Genomic DNA, 15,601 nt, shown 5'->3' on the forward strand with positions numbered 1-15,601 from the left:
ATAAAGCTCCTTAATTAAAATTCAAATGATATCTACGAATAATTCCTTCTATTTCATTTCTAGCTTCTGTTAAAGGTTCTAAAACTTCTGGTACACGCTGCTCTGTAAATCGGTAGATCGGTCCAGAAACAGTAATAGAAGCCACAACCTGCTCCTCACTATTAAATATAGGCATGGCAAGTGCTAATACATCCACAGAATACTCACTATTACTAAGTGCGTAGCCACAATTACGAATCTTTTCAAGCTCAGCGCGTATAGCATTTGCATCTGTCATCGTATTATTAGTATAAGCCGTTAAAGGCTTGTCAATAACCTTTGAGATTTGCTCCTCACTTAAGAAGGCAAGCATTGAACGATAGGAAGCGCCTACATAAAGCGGTGAACGACTTCCTCTTGAAACAGTGAATTTTACTTTATTAACAGGCTCTGCTTTTAATAATGTTAACGCTTCCAGCCCATTTAAAACTGTTAAAATTGCCGTTTCACCCGTTGTATCTTTTAGCTTTTCAAGAGCAGGCATACATAGCTGATCAATATTTAATGAATCATACATATTCATACCAATCTCCCATAGCGCAATACCAAGAGAATATTTTTTAGTAATAGGGTCCTTTGTAATAAACCCATTATTTTCAAATGTTTCAAGAATACGATATAAATTTGTATGATTCATATTCATCGCTGTTGCTAGCTCTCGCCCACCCCATGTAGGCTTTTCCTTTGTAAACATTTTTAAAACAGCAATCGATAAATTTAGCGTCTTTAGCATATCTCTCATCCTTTTGATCTATTTATCTGTACAAACGGCTGCAAATCTCTCTCTTAAAGGGGGAAATAATTGAAAGATTAGCAGCCGTCAGCACCTGATATCACTTTATCAAAAGTAAGAGAGTAGCTAATCTCTTACTTTTGATATAGGAAATCAACAGCAGCAGTAATATATACTTTTGCACAGCGTATGATATCCTCAACACGCACTTTTTCGTTATAGCCATGAATACTTGGTAAATAGGCTGGACCATATTGTAAAACAGGAATATCATACTGTCTAAAATGCCTTGCATCACTGCTTGCCCATTGCATAACACCGTAAGCCTCTTGTCCAGTTACAAATGAAATATTTTCCACAATTGATTGACAGACTGGGTCCTCAGCAGGTGTATAATTGGCTACACTCTTAAAGCCAAAACGTTGGATCGAGTAATCAATTTCCAAGGCATCTAGTTTATTTTTCAAGATTTCTGTTACTTCCTCTTGTGTAACACCGAATGGTAGGCGACAATCGACCTGCACCTTACAATAATCTGGAATAACGTTAGACTTCGTTCCTCCCTCAATTGTACCAATATTTACAGTAATTTTCTCTAAAACTTCTTGATATTTCAAGCGATCTTTTTCCACTTCACGCATGTATTTTTTTGATACTTCAATAAGCGGCTGCACTTCTTCAGGAATTGTAATAGCTATATCCCATAGTGTACGAATTTCCTGAATAGCACGAATAGCATCGACAATAGCATTACGTCCAGCCAATGGGGACAGGCTTCCATGTCCTGGTTCCCCACGTACCTCTAGTTCAAACCAATATGATCCCTTTTGCCCAATTGTTGGATTTAATGGGGAAGAAGGCTCTGCGATTAGGCAACCATCACCCTTTACTAGCTTTCGCTCTAATAGCCAAGGAACACCAAATTCGCCACCTGTTTCTTCATCAGGTACAATGGCTAAAGTTAATTTTCCTGGTAATTCAATATTTAATTTCTTTAGCAGCTTTGTAGCAAAAATAATCCCTGCTAAGCCAGCCTTCATATCACTCGCACCACGTCCAAGCATCCAGCCATCCTTCACCTCGCCAGAGAATGGGTCAAAATCCCATTTTGCTAAATCTCCAACAGGCACAACATCTGTATGTCCACAATAAACAAGTTCTTTACCAGCATCATTACCAATAGAAGCTACTAAATTAAACATTTTATCCGCAGCTTCATATTTTTCATACGTGATGCCTACTTCGCTTAAATAGTTTTCAATAAAAGCTGTAATTTCAGTTGTATCCCCTGGAGGATTAACACTTGGAATTTGAATTAACCTTGAACAAAATTCAATTAATTCATCTTGATGTTGTTCAACTGCGTCGATTAATTGCTCTTTCAGTGCTTGCAAATCATTCATGTGCCTGTACCTCATTTCCTTTTGTTTGTAAGTGGCTCATGCTGCCATATAATTTTTTCATATGTGTAAATTGCTGTTCATCAAAGAATGTGCATTTGTTAGCACCATACGTTTTAGCTACTTCTAAAACAAATCGAACAACACTTTCTACATCTGTTACATGTGTCGCACCTGTTGCACAGCCAGCTACTACAGATTCTGTTGTAATGGCAACACCAACAACAGGACTTGTTGTTGCAACAGCTGGTTGTAAAATACTATTAATATGGAATAAACCATTACCATATGGTGTAATGTCTTGCATCGTGATTGGCAGGACAACTGGAGAAATGCCAGCAGATTGTGTATATACGTGCAATAAATCATCACTAATTTTTAATATGTAACCTTCTTTGACAGTTGGCGTTATCGCAAATCCTTTATGGTTACATACTTGATTGCCCTTCGTTGTATCGATGGATAAAATGGCATCCATTGTTTCATCCACTTCATTTTCATTCATAACACTAATATCTACTGGCGAGTTCATAAATGGTACTGGCTCATGTGGCAAAGTCGGCGCTGTTGGACAAATATGTGTCGTAAAAATAACATCGCCCTCTAATTGATCGCCTTTTAATGCCATATCAAGTGCTTTAGCAGCGCCAGCCATACATGCTAATGCACCATCACCATCCGATACAAAGCCTGTCATTTCAGGGCGCGCTCCAATACCGCCTAAGCGACCAATAATCCCTAATGTTGGCGCATTGCCCCCTGAAGATTTCCCGTTCTTTCCTTTTAGAAGTACGCGGACAAAATCCGTTGAGCCACTTTCACCTTGAATCGTTTTTACCTCTATATTTGCTGCCGGATCAATATTGTGTAAATACTCCTTGATAGCCTCACCGTTCACATAGATACTATCCATTAACTCGTATAATTCCATAACATGCTTCAATGACATAATTAGTTCGCTCCTTTTTCTGCTTCAATAATTTGTTAAGGTGTTGGTACTTCTTGCTGTATTGCTTCAAATAAATGACAGGAAACTTGATGTGTAGCTGTCACTGTATCAAGCGTTGGTTGCATGGTTGCACATTTCTCCATAGCAAAACGACAACGTTTATGGAATGCACAGCCGCTTGGTGGATTTACTGGACTTGGTACATCACCAGATAAAATAATGCGTTCCTTTGCATCAAAAGGATTTTCCTTTGGAATAGCTGATAATAAGGCTTGTGTATATGGATGTTGCGGATTTTCATAGATCTCCTTGTATGTGCCAATTTCCACAATTTTCCCTAAATACATAACAGCAATTCGATCACACATATAATTTACAACATTCAAATCATGTGAAATAAAAATATAGGTTAAGCCAAATTCTTTCTGTAAATCTTTTAATAAATTAATAACTTGTGCTTGCACAGATACATCTAGTGCTGAAACAGGCTCATCACAAACAACAATATCTGGATTAAGCGCAAGGGCACGTGCAATATTAATACGCTGTCTTTGTCCTCCTGAAAACTCATGTGGATGGCGCTTTGCATGGTAAGCACTTAAGCCTACTGTTTCAAGCAATTCAATGACACGCTTTTTCCGTGATGCTTCATCACCAATACCATGAATAACGAGTGGCTCAGCAACTAAGTATTCAATTGTTTTACGAGGATCAAGTGACGCATAAGGATTTTGGAATACCATTTGAATGGATTTTCGAGCAGAGCGAATATCCTTTGTATTTAAGCTTGCTAAATCCGTTCCCTTAAACTCCACGACTCCCTCTGTAGGTAATATTAATTGGTTAATTAAACGGGCAACCGTTGATTTACCACAGCCTGATTCACCTACAATACCAAGTGTTTCTCCCTTATATAAGTCAAAGCTTACCCCATCTACCGCCTTGACAAATTGTGTTGATTTTTTAAAAGGAATGGAACTTTTAATAGGAAAATGCTTTTTTAAATTACTTACCTTTAAAATAGGGTCATTGTGCTGTTGCATTAAAAATTCCCTCCTTCCGTGCGACAATTTGTTCTTTTGATTGTAAGTGGCAAGCAACAAAATGATTATCTTGTACTTCTACTAGGTCAGGTGCTTTACTACGGCAAATATCTGTTGCCAATGGACAGCGAGAAGAAAAATGACAACCGCTATGTGGCATTGTTAAATCTGGTGGGCTACCTGGAATAGCTGGCAATCTCTGCTGCTCCTGTGTGCCCATTGTAATTTGAGATTCTAGCAAGCCCCATGTATATGGATGTAGCGGTTTTTCATAGAGCTGTCGAGTTGTTGTGGACTCTACTGTTCGCCCTGCATACATCACATTGACTTTGTCACATAGCTCCCAAACGACACCTAAATCATGGGTAATCATAATAATGGCTGTGTCATGCTCCTGCTGCAATTTTTTCATCAAATCAAGAATTTGAGCCTGTACAGTTACATCCAGTGCCGTTGTTGGCTCATCGGCAATCAGTAACTTTGGATTACAGGCAAGGGCAATGGCAATCATAACACGCTGACGCATCCCTCCTGAAAATTCATGTGGATACATTTTTAAACGCTTTTCTGGCTCAGGAATACCCACCATTTTTAACATATCTACAGCCTTTGCAGCTGCATCTTTCTTTGAAATCGTTTCATGCGCTCGAATTACTTCTATAATTTGATTGCCCACTGTTAGTACAGGATTTAAGCTTGTAATAGGATCTTGGAAAATCATGGACATGTCATTGCCTCGTACATTGCGCATATCCTTTTCCGAGATTGCCAATAAATCGCGTCCATTAAATTGAATTTTGCCATCCGTTATTTTTCCGGGCGGAGATGGAATTAAACGCATAAGAGCCGTGGCTGTCACACTTTTTCCAGAACCTGACTCCCCAACAATTCCTAGTGTTTCCTTCTTATTTAATTGTAAATTTACTCCATTAACAGCTTTCATTGTAGAGCCGCCACTTTTAAATTCTACTGTCAAGTTTTCTACATCTAGTAAACGTTCAGTCATGACTCCACCTCCTTCCATTAAACTTTCATCTTCGGATCTAATGCATCACGCAGCCCATCCCCTAACAGGTTAATACCAAGCACTGTTAATAAAATACAAATACCTGAAAATGTCGCCATTTGGGGGTTTAATACTAAAAAGTCTTTCCCATCCTTTAAAATACTGCCCCATGAAGATGTTGGTGGCTGTACCCCTAATCCTAAAAAGCTAAGGGCGGCTTCTGAAATAATAGCGCCTGCTGTACTCATCGTCCCATAAACAATTAATGGAGCTAAACAGTTTGGTAATATATGACTAAAAATAATTCTGGCATGTGTAGCACCTAAAGAATGTGTTACTTCGATAAATTCTTCCTCTTTAACACTTAGCACCTGTCCTCGAACAAGCCTTGCAAACCCCGGAATATTAGCAATACCAATCGCTACTATCACGTTTACTAGCCCTTGTCCTAAGACTGTCATTAATGTAATCGCTAGTAAAATAAATGGAAATGCGAAAAGACCATCCATCGTACGCATAATAATGGAATCAATACGTCCACCAAAATAGCCTGCAACAAGTCCTAGTAATGTGCCGAATACTGCACCAAACAGCACTGCCGCAATCCCTACAATCATTGATATTCTTGTGCCGTAAACTAAACGACTAAACAAATCACGACCATAGTTATCCGTTCCAAGTAAATGCCCTTCCGTATTCATAGGTAAAAATGATTTACCAACAATCATTTCATTCGGTGGATGGGTAGCAATCAATGGTGCAAAAATAGCTACAATTGACATTAGCGTTACAATGATCAGTCCAATTGACGCTAATTTATTTTTCAGCAACTTACGCAACAATGTATTTCTTTTTTTTGTTTCATTGACAATTGCTTGAGTCATTGTTATTTTTTCCCCCCATCCGATTCTAAATTAACTTTAGGATTAACAACTTTATAAAGCACATCGACTACTAGATTAATGAGCACAAAAATAAAGGCAATGAAAATAACTGTACCTTGGACGACTACAAAGTCACGTTTATCAATGGCATCTACAATTAATCGACCCATCCCAGGCCAACTAAAAATGGTTTCTGTTAAAACCGCTCCGCCCAGTAAATTAGAAATCTGCATACCAAGCACCGTTAAAATAGGTGTTAGTGCATTTTTAAAGGCATGCTTACCAATTACTAAATATTCTTTAATCCCTTTCGAGCGAGCTGTTTTAATATAATCTTGTGAAATTACCTCAAGCATACTTGAACGTGTAATACGTGCAAATGTCGCCATGGGAATTGTTGCTAACGCAAAAGCCGGTAAAATCAAATGCTTTAAATATGGCCAAAGCCCATCGCTTATATTGCCCATTCCCGTGGCAGGAAACCAACCAAGATTCACACTAAAGAATAATACAAGCATAATCCCCAGCCAGAAAATTGGCATTGATACCCCAACCAATGACACAAGCATAACAATATAATCAATAATGGTATTTTGTTTTCTAGCTGCTAATATACCTGCTGGAATCCCAATGACCACTGCTATTAGCAATGCAGCCAGCGCTAGTACAACCGTGTTTGGGAACCTTTCAAGAATCAACCCAATAACAGACTCACTATAAGAATAGGAATATCCTAAATTTAATTGTGCTAAATCTCCTACATATGAAATAAACTGCGAAAGCATTGACTTATTTAAGCCTAGTTCTTCTCTTAAATTTTCTACATCTTCTACACTCGCCTGTGGTCCCAGCATTACTGAAGCTGGGTCACCGGGAATCATGCGCGTAATAATAAATACAATGATTCCTACTACTAGCAGTGTTGGGATCAGGTTGACTAACCTTCTTAAAATAAATGAGCCCATCTTATCCAGACCTCCTTTTCATTATTAGAATCAGTGGTTCATATTGTGAATAACTATATACTACACCCCTCACTAATTGTTTGTAAATATATTTTTTCTGAATTTTTATAATTTTTTATTTACTTTCTGTTTACAAATGTGCTACGTTTATTTCGAACCTATCATTTTTGAATCAACGGTTCATATTGTGAAACAACTATTAAGGAGGCAAGCATGTATGAAGAAAATAAACGTAAAAAAATCTTTACTACTATTATTTTTAACTTTAATGATTGGGATTTTAGCTGCTTGTGGTGGGAACACAGAGAAAGATAGTTCATCAGATAATAAAGATGGAGAAGCAACTGCTAGTGAGGGTGGCACATTAAATATTGGTCTTTCAGCCAATGCCAAAACATTTGACCCGATTAAATATACAGGCGTTTATGAATCACAGGTAATGCGTCAAATGGCTGATACATTAGTGGTATATAACAAAGACCTATCTGATATTATTCCTTCATTAGCAACAGAGTGGAAAGTGTCAGACGATATGTTAGTTTATACATTTAAGCTACGTGAAGGTGTAAAATTCCAAAAAGGTGAATACCAAGACGGTCGTGAAATGACAGCTGAGGATGTGAAATATTCTTTAGAGCGCTCTGCAAAAGAATCTGCTATGAATCGTTTAAGTGGTGTAACAGAGGTAAAAGTGCTATCAGATTATGAAGTAGAAATTCACTTAGCTTCACCCAATGCTGCTCTACTTGCTATGTTAACGGATGCAGGAAATATTATTATTCCAAAAGAAGAGGTTGAAGGCTGGGGCGATAATTTTTCTGAGCATTTCGTGGGCACTGGACCATTCCAATTAACAGAATGGAAAAAAGACCAGGAAGTAAAACTAGTGCGCAATGAAAATTACTGGGGCGACAAGCCTCATGTTGATAATGTAACAATGAAGTTTATCTCAGACCAAAATATGATGACAAATGCATTACGTTCTGGCGATATTGATATCGCAATGGATGTTAAAGGTCAAAACCGAGAAATTATTAACCAAGATAGCAATCTTGAGCTTTTAACAAATCCAGGTTTATCTATTGTTTATCTTGATCTGAACAATAAGATAGGTCCAACTGCCGATAAACGTGTGCGTGAAGCTATTTATATGGCAACAAATGTCGAGGAAATTATTTCTGGCGTTAACCAATGGGGTGGCGGTGATGTTTCTTACTTACCATTACCACCAGGTTCATGGGGATATGATGAAGCGTTAATTGATTTAGTACCAAAATATAATCCTGAGGAAGCAAAAAAATTACTAGCTGAAGCTGGCTATGCTGATGGCTTTAAAACGGAAATCTTTGTATCAGAGGCACGTGTTCCTTATGCGACAATTTTCCAAAGCCAATTAAAAGAAAACTTAAATATTGATGTTGAGATTAAAGTGCTTGAATGGGGTACTTACAGTGACACTGTTGCCAAAGGGAATGCACCAATGAATATTGGTGGTTGGACATGGTATCCAGACCCATACTTCTTCCTATATCAATTATTCCACACAAATCAAATTGGCGCTTTAGGCAATGGTAAAGGCTACAGCAATCCTGAGGTTGATAAATTATTAGAGCAGGCAGTATCTGAAACAGTTGTACAAGAAGAACGTGCAAAACTATACCAAGAAGCATTAAAGCTAATTTTAGCAGATGTTCCACGTATTGAATTAGAAGCAACACAAACGGTTGCAGGTGTGAACAAAAAAGTACAAGGCTTTGAAGTTTCTGCCGATAACTCCATCCAAATTGTTCATCCAAACGGTACGAATGTATCCATTTCTAAATAATTAAACTTGAAAAGTGGAGATATGTATCTCCGCTTTTCTCTTCATAAGGAGAGATTGAATCCGATGACTCGCTATATAAATGGACTTGTTTTTAACACTGACACTCGTAACTTCGACCAACAATCATTTCAAGTGCAAGGACAATTTTTCGAGCAATCTTCCAATACCGCTGACACGGAAATCAATTTAGATGGCTATTATATTACCCCGGGCTTTATTGACAGTTGCTCACAAATTGGTTTAGCAGAAATAGGTATTCGCTGGGAAGGTGATGATAGCTATGAATCTGATGCACATTTACAATATTCTGTCGTTGATGGTATCTACCCTTTTGATGCAGCATTTCACAAAGCCATCTCACATGGGGTGACAGCATCTCATATTGTGCCCTCCCCTAAAAGCCTGATTGGGGCAAAAACAGCAATTATCCATCATACACATCCAACGGTTGATGAAATGGTTATCTCACAAGATGTTGCCTATGCATTCTCCATCGGACATCAAGCAAAAAGTACATTTTTTGCTGAAAAGAGCAAGCCATTAACACGTATGGGCATCGCTAATATTTTAAGAGAAACATTGCAGCGTATTCAACAGCAAGAACCAGCCATCCAAAAAGTTATGATTCGTGCACATAAAGCAGTGGATATTGAATTTATTGGTCGACTTCAGCAAGAATTTAACGAAGCTTTTGATTTTCATATTATTCATGGCACTGAACTACCGCTTCTGCAGGAAGCAGCTTTCCCAACGGTTATTGCTGGTCCAACATTCCGCTATATCGAGCATAATGAAATGATGGCACTTTCGCCAAAGCTTTATCGCCAGCTATCACAGCTCAATATTCCGTTTGTTTTTTGTACAGACCACCCTACTAGCAGTACATCACATCTTACACTAGAAGGCTGTTTAGCCGTAAGAGAAGGAATGACACGTTCAGATGTTCTTTATGCATTAACAGCAGGAGCTGCTAACTTTCTTGGTATTGCCCATAAAACAGGGGCTATTCGCAATGGGCTTTATGCTGATTTTGTTATATGGGATAAGCATCCACTAGAGTTAGATGCACAGGTTATCGCTACTTTTATTAAAGGGAAAAAAGTTTATGCACGGGAAGAAGGTATAGCACAATGATTATTTATCACCATGCAAAATTTCTCACAGTCAATGAACAGAATGATATTTTTGAGCAGCTATGGGTGCAAAACGGTCGTATTGTTTATATAGGTCCAGCTAAAGAAATTCCTGCTGATGCAACAACAGTAGATTTACAGGGGGCTTATGTGACACCAGGGCTAATTGATATCCATGCACATGTTGGCACATGGGCTGAGGTAACAGAAGAGATTAATGATGCAAATGAATATAGTGAGCCCTTTACACCGCTTATGCATGCTTTAGATAGTGTAGATATTCGTCACTTTTCCTTTCAGCACGCACTGGAAGGTGGCGTCACAACTGTGCAAACAGGACCAGGCAGTGCCAATGTTATTGGAGGCATTTGGAGCATCCTTAAAACAGCAGGTCCAACCCTTGACTCACGTGTTTTAGTAGAGCGTAGTGGCTTAAAGGGGGCTTTAGGAGAAAATCCTAAAAACGTCTTTGGCAATCAATATAAACGCAAGCCTATGACACGTATGGCAATTGCTCAGCTTTTACGTGATGGCTTCCAACGTGCCAATCAGCTTCAGCCGCAGGAACAAGATGAGCAGATCAAACATAATACAGAGCTACGCCCATTTATTGAGGTGCTACGAGGTGATATGCCTTTGCGCCTTCATTGCCATCGGGCAGATGATATTATGACCGCTATTAGAATCGCTAAAGAATTTGATGTTCAGCTCCATTTAGAGCATTGTACAGAAGGTCACCTAATCATTGATGCAGTAAAAAATAGTGGATTTCATGCAACACTTGGTCCCTATATGTTAACACCCTCAAAATACGAAACACGCAATTCTACACCAGCAATTGCAGCTATGTTTAAGGAGCATCAGATTCCATTTGCTATTATGACTGATCATCCTTTTGTGCCAATTCAATATTTAAAATATTGTGCCACTGAAGCCATTCGCTATGGCTTAGATCACGATACAGCTTTAAAAAGTATTACAATCAATGCAGCTAAGCTTGTTCAACTCGATCATCGAATTGGTAGCCTTGAGGAAGGCAAAGATGCGGATTTTGTTGTTTGGTCACATCCTATTTTTGAAACAGAGGCGAAGGTTTTACAAACATATGTAAATGGACAAAAATATTACGAAGCGGAGTGAGTATAGTGGAAAACTCAAAAATTGCTGTTGTAACAATTGGTCAAGCACCTCGTAAAGATATGGCAAACGATATTCAGCAATTAAGAGAGGCAGGCTTACATGTCGATGAATTCGGTGTACTTGATTTACTCTCTTCTGCTGAAATTGCTGCACTTGCACCGTCACATAAAGATACAGATGTGTTAGTCACACTTCTTGCAAATGGTCAGCAAGTGAAGCTAAGCAAACAAAAGCTTATGCCTTATATTCATAAACGCATTGATGATTTACAGGAATTCACATGGGTTTTATTAATGTGCACAGGCGATTTTGCCAATAAGCTAACCTTTAAAAATCTATTATTGCCTGATCGTATGATGACAAATTTAGTAAAGGGCTTACATACAGAATTAACACTTGGCTTAATCGGCCCTGAACCTGAGCAGCAGCTAACAGTAGCTGAGAAATGGCAAAAAGCACAATTTAATGTGCTTTTCTCAGCTAGCTCACCCTACCGTTTTAATGACCAAGATTTATTGGCAAAGGCACAGCAACTAGAATCCCAAGGAAGCGATTTACTTATTCTTGATTGCATGGGTTACTCCACAACAATGAAAAATAAAATCAAAGATAAGCTTTCTATACCAATTATTGTTCCAAGGGAAGCTGTATTTACAATTTTAAAAGCAATTTGTTAATGCTAAAAAGGTCGCTGTTTATTCAGTGATCTTTTAGCATGCTAGACACGTTTATTGAAATAAGGTAATTGCTCAACAAATGCTTTTGTATCATCATCTCCATACTCATGAACAAGTGCATAAATCTTCATTAAACGTCGATCAATTTCATCATTTTCTTGATCTAGATGATATTGTATATAGGGTAGTTGTGCACGCCATGCATTCGAAATTTCTAGTAGCTGCATTTGCTGAAAAATTTTTTCAAAAACATCTAATCCTTGTCGATCAATATTTAGCTCAAAATTCCAAGGCCCTGCATATGGATTTGTATAATAGGTTCTATTGGCAAGTGAAAAATATACACGGTGACGCTCCATCTTGACGATTCACTCCTTTTTCCATAGTATGGAGGAAAAGCAGTGATTTTATTCGCTGGAATGTCAAACTTCCTTCACACTTAAGAACAGTGAATCATTTATAATATAAATACTAAACTTAATAAACGGAGTGGATGCTATGAGTTTAACTGCGCTCTTAATCGTTGCGATTATTATCGTTATTTTTATTACTATGGCAACAATTATTAGTGTCAACCGTGCATATGCCTTTCAACATACGATTGATGAAAAACCAAAAAACAACTATCAGCAAGATGAGAACTAGTTATTATCTTGGTTTAGCAAATTCTTTTTGTATCGAAAGCGAAGCGTCAGCGGCTGATGTTTTATGTACCAAAAGCATTAGCGACAGGTACAATTACGCGCTGGGGCATAATTGATTTAATGAATTTGGAGTGAAAGCAATGGGTGTGCCATTACCAATTATTATAATGATTGCCATGATGATGCTAATGTTTGCTGTAGCAGCAATTATTATTTACAAGAAAAATAAACATATTTTTGCTCAAACCGTTGATGCAAAGCCTAAACAAGAGGATGAGCAAAGATGAAATATCCTTTTATTTGGCTTATTCAATTTTATAGAAAGTTTATCTCACCAATGACCCCGCCTACTTGTCGCTTCCATCCTACATGCTCCTCCTATGGGCTTGAGGCATTTCAAAAACATGGAGCGTTCAAGGGCTTTTTATTAACAATAATACGGGTATTCAAATGTCATCCATTTCATGCTGGTGGCTTTGATCCTGTGCCAGAAAAATGGCCTTCGAAAAAAAATTAATTTTCGAAGGTCATTTTTTCTTGTGCTTTTTAAAATTGTGCGTTATTATAGTAACTGTTCCAAAAAGCAAACCGTAATCATTACTATTTAAAGGAGATATTTAATTAGATGAAAAAAGTATATTTAGTATTTCTAGTTGCAGTTCTTGCTGTATTTACTGCTGCCTGCGGTGATAAAGCTTCAACTTCCCAACAATCTGATAGCAAGGCCAAAGATACTGGGAGTGATAAGTTAGCCATTTATACAACAGTCTATCCTTTAAGCTATTTTGCAGAGCGCATTGGCGGAGATTTTGTTGATGTATCTTCTATTTATCCTGCTGGAGCAAATGAGCATACCTTTGAGCCAACTCAAAAGGATATGATGAAACTAGCGGATGCAGAAATCTTTTTCTATATTGGCTTAGGGCTTGAAGGCTTTGTGGAAAATGCGAAAAAAACATTAGCAAATGAGGATGTTACAATGGTAGCAACGGCTGACCAAGTAGCAGAGGAAAAATTAGCCATAAGCACTGGTCATGTACATCCAGAAGATGAAGAGCATGACCATGAGGCGGAAGCACATGAGCATGAAGGTCACGACCATGAGGTAGAAGCACACGAGCATGAAGAGCACGACCATGAGGCGGAAGCGCATGAGCATGAAGGTCACGACCATGACCATGGCGATATTGACCCACATGTTTGGCTATCACCCACAATTAGCCAAGATTTAGCACTTGCTATTAAAAATACACTTGTTGAAAAAATGCCTGAACAGGAAGCTACATTTAACTCAAATTATGAAGCATTAGTGAAAGAGTTACAGGATTTAGATAGTGACTTTAAAGCGATGGCTGATGGTGCACAAGATAAAACATTCTTTGTATCTCATGCTGCATTTGGTTATATTGCGGGTCAATACGGCTTAACACAAGTACCAATTGCAGGATTAAATTCTCAGGATGAGCCATCTCAAAAGGAATTAACAAAAATTGTTGATAAAGCAAATGAATTGCATATTCACTATATTTTATTTGAGCAAAATGTTTCTTCTAAATTAGCGGAGGTTATTCAAAAAGAAGTTGGAGCTGAATCACTAGTTTTGCATAATTTAAGTGTCCTAACAGCTGATGATGAAAAAAATAATGAAACATACTTTACGCTAATGGAGAAAAATATTCAAACATTAGAAAAAGCTCTAAACACTCATTAATAGCACAAGGAAGGAGGTGTCCCAAATATTCACTGGGGCACCTCCTTTCGTATGACGTATTTTTCTTGCGGCATACGTTTCTCCACTCGATCAATAGATGTAGACGAGCTTGTTTTTAGTACAATATTTGTGGATAGCATTTCTGTAAAAATGACAAAGCTTTCTGTATGCAGTAGTACCCATTCATCCATCGTGAACGCTTCTTGCTCACTTTGTTTTGAAGCCACAAGCTTTGTTGGCTGCTGAATAGCTAGCTTATGTTCATTTATAGCAGATAATCCTAAATTGTGTGGAAAGCTAAATTGCCCATTTTGCGTTTTTGTCATTTGCTGCATTTCTCTATATTTTTCACTTGTCGCAGCAGGGAATTTCATATAATCCCATATATGATCTTGTGATAGCTGACGATCTGATTGTAAAAAATATTGATAGCGAACCTCTCCCTTGTGATCAGGCAGCGGGTCATCCCATGTAACATCAATATGATACCAAGCATGATCAAGCTTCACTAATACCCATGCGTGTAACTGTTCACCTGCTTTGCCAGGTACATAGCGCACCTCAAAGCCCAGCATTTCTAGCATTCGGTACAGCACTAAAGCATATGCCTGACAGACGCCCTTATTTTCTGTTAGTAATGTATAAGGGGAATATTGACTTCCTTCTGTTTCTTTGGAGTATTCCGTGGATAAAACAATAAAATCATGTGCAGCCTGTAATTTTTCTAGATCATTAAATCCATGCATAGGTGCAATAATCGTTGCCAATGTTTGCTCTACAAATGCTGCCTCTGCTTGCGACATATGATACGTAAATGTAAAGTCAATGACAATATTATTATTAGTTCCATTATACTTCCATTTAAAGCTAGAGATATTCGCATAAATATAATCATTTTGAATAGCAGCTTTCGTGATTTCTGTTAGTTCATCTTTAATAGTAGCTACATCACCTGTATAGCGAATAGAAAATTCGGTTGAGAACTGCATAACCTCTTGGAAAATAAGAGCTTGTAATGTTCCTATTGAATCAGCAGTTGCTAGATTATTTTTTTCATAATTTGCAAATACTTGCACATGACTCATTTGTAGAACAAATAATATAATGACAACATTATATATATATTTCCTCATCTGAGTCATTCTCCTTTACTAATAGTTTATGCCTCTCTTTTTTTTATTATGTTAAGGAAAGAAAAATTTCATACTAGTTTTTGCAAATAATAAAAGAAGCCTCCATTGTTAGGAGGGCACTGAAAAAGTCCCTCAGGCACAAGTGAGAGAGTACAGGAACGAATATTCGTTCCTGTACTCTCTTTTTCTTCGATGCCGTTGATTTCCATTGCGGCGGACGCGTTTCGCGGGCACGGCTCCAGCCTTCTCCCTCGCTTTGCTCAGTCCGGGTGCTTCCGCTCGTGCTGTTCCCGCAGAAGTCGCCGCCTCCATTCCAATC

Annotated in this window: 17 protein-coding genes; 8 read left to right on the plus strand and 9 right to left on the minus strand. The window is 38.0% G+C overall.

Annotated features, from left to right (window positions below; translation table 11 throughout):
• Positions 1-10: 10 nt before the first annotated feature.
• The 7 genes from MHB42_RS14385 to MHB42_RS14415 all read right to left on the minus strand — a co-directional run bounded on the left by MHB42_RS14385 (position 11) and on the right by MHB42_RS14415 (position 7,019).
• Positions 11-772: an IclR family transcriptional regulator gene (locus MHB42_RS14385; RefSeq protein ID WP_340807036.1), complete on the minus strand. Its 762-nt coding sequence runs from the start codon at positions 770-772 to the stop codon at positions 11-13.
• Between the two features lie 134 nt (positions 773-906).
• Positions 907-2,175, minus strand: a complete 1,269-nt coding sequence (locus MHB42_RS14390; RefSeq protein WP_340807038.1) for a M20 family metallopeptidase — start codon at positions 2,173-2,175, stop codon at positions 907-909.
• Positions 2,168-3,121: a DUF1177 domain-containing protein gene (locus MHB42_RS14395; RefSeq protein WP_340807040.1), complete on the minus strand. Its 954-nt coding sequence runs from the start codon at positions 3,119-3,121 to the stop codon at positions 2,168-2,170. Before MHB42_RS14395 ends, MHB42_RS14390 begins: the two co-directional genes overlap by 8 nt.
• Positions 3,122-3,156: 35 nt before the next feature.
• Entirely contained in the window at positions 3,157-4,164 is a 1,008-nt protein-coding gene (locus MHB42_RS14400; RefSeq protein ID WP_340807042.1) for an ABC transporter ATP-binding protein, read from the minus strand.
• Positions 4,148-5,170 (minus strand): ABC transporter ATP-binding protein, encoded by a 1,023-nt coding sequence (locus MHB42_RS14405; protein WP_340807044.1) that lies wholly within the window; start codon positions 5,168-5,170, stop codon positions 4,148-4,150. The genes MHB42_RS14400 and MHB42_RS14405 overlap by 17 nt, the downstream gene beginning before the upstream one ends.
• A 17-nt stretch (positions 5,171-5,187) precedes the next feature.
• Positions 5,188-6,054 carry an ABC transporter permease gene (locus MHB42_RS14410; protein ID WP_340807046.1) on the minus strand — a complete coding sequence of 289 codons (867 nt, stop codon included), beginning with the start codon at positions 6,052-6,054 and terminating at the stop codon, positions 5,188-5,190.
• Between the two features lie 2 nt (positions 6,055-6,056).
• On the minus strand, positions 6,057-7,019 hold the full coding sequence (locus MHB42_RS14415) for an ABC transporter permease (protein ID WP_340807047.1): 963 nt from the start codon (positions 7,017-7,019) through the stop codon (positions 6,057-6,059).
• A gap of 217 nt (positions 7,020-7,236) precedes the next feature.
• Between MHB42_RS14415 and MHB42_RS14420 the strand changes: the two genes are divergently transcribed.
• The 4 genes from MHB42_RS14420 to MHB42_RS14435 all read left to right on the plus strand — a co-directional run bounded on the left by MHB42_RS14420 (position 7,237) and on the right by MHB42_RS14435 (position 11,794).
• Complete coding sequence (locus MHB42_RS14420; protein WP_340807048.1) at positions 7,237-8,844, plus strand: ABC transporter substrate-binding protein; 1,608 nt, start codon at positions 7,237-7,239, stop codon at positions 8,842-8,844.
• Between the two features lie 63 nt (positions 8,845-8,907).
• Entirely contained in the window at positions 8,908-9,978 is a 1,071-nt protein-coding gene (locus tag MHB42_RS14425) for an amidohydrolase family protein (RefSeq protein WP_340807050.1), read from the plus strand.
• Positions 9,975-11,117, plus strand: a complete 1,143-nt coding sequence (locus tag MHB42_RS14430; RefSeq protein ID WP_340807052.1) for an amidohydrolase family protein — start codon at positions 9,975-9,977, stop codon at positions 11,115-11,117. Before MHB42_RS14425 ends, MHB42_RS14430 begins: the two co-directional genes overlap by 4 nt.
• 5 nt (positions 11,118-11,122) lie before the next feature.
• Positions 11,123-11,794 carry an AroM family protein gene (locus MHB42_RS14435; protein WP_340807054.1) on the plus strand — a complete coding sequence of 224 codons (672 nt, stop codon included), beginning with the start codon at positions 11,123-11,125 and terminating at the stop codon, positions 11,792-11,794.
• Positions 11,795-11,835: 41 nt separating this feature from the next.
• Here MHB42_RS14435 and MHB42_RS14440 read toward each other — a convergent pair whose 3' ends face one another.
• Positions 11,836-12,153 (minus strand): transposase, encoded by a 318-nt coding sequence (locus MHB42_RS14440; protein WP_340807056.1) that lies wholly within the window; start codon positions 12,151-12,153, stop codon positions 11,836-11,838.
• Between the two features lie 139 nt (positions 12,154-12,292).
• On the opposite strand from MHB42_RS14440, the gene ytzI reads away from it, so the two are divergent.
• The 4 genes from ytzI (at position 12,293) to MHB42_RS14460 (ending at position 14,149) form a co-directional block, all read left to right on the plus strand.
• Complete coding sequence (gene ytzI, locus MHB42_RS14445; RefSeq protein ID WP_340807057.1) at positions 12,293-12,439, plus strand: YtzI protein; 147 nt, start codon at positions 12,293-12,295, stop codon at positions 12,437-12,439.
• Between the two features lie 139 nt (positions 12,440-12,578).
• Positions 12,579-12,725, plus strand: coding sequence for a hypothetical protein (locus tag MHB42_RS14450; RefSeq protein ID WP_340807058.1), 147 nt, complete (start codon positions 12,579-12,581; stop codon positions 12,723-12,725).
• Positions 12,722-12,955, plus strand: coding sequence for a membrane protein insertion efficiency factor YidD (gene yidD, locus MHB42_RS14455; RefSeq protein WP_340807060.1), 234 nt, complete (start codon positions 12,722-12,724; stop codon positions 12,953-12,955). The genes MHB42_RS14450 and yidD overlap by 4 nt, the downstream gene beginning before the upstream one ends.
• Before the next feature lie 108 nt (positions 12,956-13,063).
• Positions 13,064-14,149: a metal ABC transporter solute-binding protein, Zn/Mn family gene (locus MHB42_RS14460; RefSeq protein ID WP_340807061.1), complete on the plus strand. Its 1,086-nt coding sequence runs from the start codon at positions 13,064-13,066 to the stop codon at positions 14,147-14,149.
• A 29-nt stretch (positions 14,150-14,178) separates the two neighbouring features.
• Here the strand turns inward: MHB42_RS14460 and MHB42_RS14465 are convergent, their stop codons facing one another.
• A complete protein-coding gene (locus MHB42_RS14465; RefSeq protein WP_340807062.1) occupies positions 14,179-15,282 on the minus strand; it encodes a transglutaminase domain-containing protein in 1,104 nt (367 codons plus the stop codon).
• Positions 15,283-15,601 lie beyond the last annotated feature (319 nt).

Origin of the sequence: Lysinibacillus sp. FSL K6-0232, assembly GCF_038008325.1 — a bacterium.
GTDB lineage: Bacteria > Bacillota > Bacilli > Bacillales_A > Planococcaceae > Lysinibacillus.

Bases quoted from the DNA above. Each gene is read 5' to 3' on its own strand.
- yidD (WP_340807060.1), top strand. From the start codon at position 12,722: ATGAAATATCCTTTTATTTGGCTTATTCAATTTTATAGAAAGTTTATC.
- MHB42_RS14390 (WP_340807038.1), bottom strand. From the start codon at position 2,175: ATGAATGATTTGCAAGCACTGAAAGAGCAATTAATCGACGCAGTTGAA.
- MHB42_RS14465 (WP_340807062.1), bottom strand. From the start codon at position 15,282: ATGAGGAAATATATATATAATGTTGTCATTATATTATTTGTTCTACAA.
- MHB42_RS14420 (WP_340807048.1), top strand. From the start codon at position 7,237: ATGAAGAAAATAAACGTAAAAAAATCTTTACTACTATTATTTTTAACT.
- MHB42_RS14385 (WP_340807036.1), bottom strand. From the start codon at position 772: ATGCTAAAGACGCTAAATTTATCGATTGCTGTTTTAAAAATGTTTACA.
- MHB42_RS14430 (WP_340807052.1), top strand. From the start codon at position 9,975: ATGATTATTTATCACCATGCAAAATTTCTCACAGTCAATGAACAGAAT.
- MHB42_RS14400 (WP_340807042.1), bottom strand. From the start codon at position 4,164: ATGCAACAGCACAATGACCCTATTTTAAAGGTAAGTAATTTAAAAAAG.
- MHB42_RS14395 (WP_340807040.1), bottom strand. From the start codon at position 3,121: ATGTCATTGAAGCATGTTATGGAATTATACGAGTTAATGGATAGTATC.
- MHB42_RS14425 (WP_340807050.1), top strand. From the start codon at position 8,908: ATGACTCGCTATATAAATGGACTTGTTTTTAACACTGACACTCGTAAC.
- MHB42_RS14450 (WP_340807058.1), top strand. From the start codon at position 12,579: ATGGGTGTGCCATTACCAATTATTATAATGATTGCCATGATGATGCTA.
- MHB42_RS14410 (WP_340807046.1), bottom strand. From the start codon at position 6,054: ATGACTCAAGCAATTGTCAATGAAACAAAAAAAAGAAATACATTGTTG.
- MHB42_RS14440 (WP_340807056.1), bottom strand. From the start codon at position 12,153: ATGGAGCGTCACCGTGTATATTTTTCACTTGCCAATAGAACCTATTAT.
- ytzI (WP_340807057.1), top strand. From the start codon at position 12,293: ATGAGTTTAACTGCGCTCTTAATCGTTGCGATTATTATCGTTATTTTT.
- MHB42_RS14460 (WP_340807061.1), top strand. From the start codon at position 13,064: ATGAAAAAAGTATATTTAGTATTTCTAGTTGCAGTTCTTGCTGTATTT.
- MHB42_RS14415 (WP_340807047.1), bottom strand. From the start codon at position 7,019: ATGGGCTCATTTATTTTAAGAAGGTTAGTCAACCTGATCCCAACACTG.
- MHB42_RS14405 (WP_340807044.1), bottom strand. From the start codon at position 5,170: ATGACTGAACGTTTACTAGATGTAGAAAACTTGACAGTAGAATTTAAA.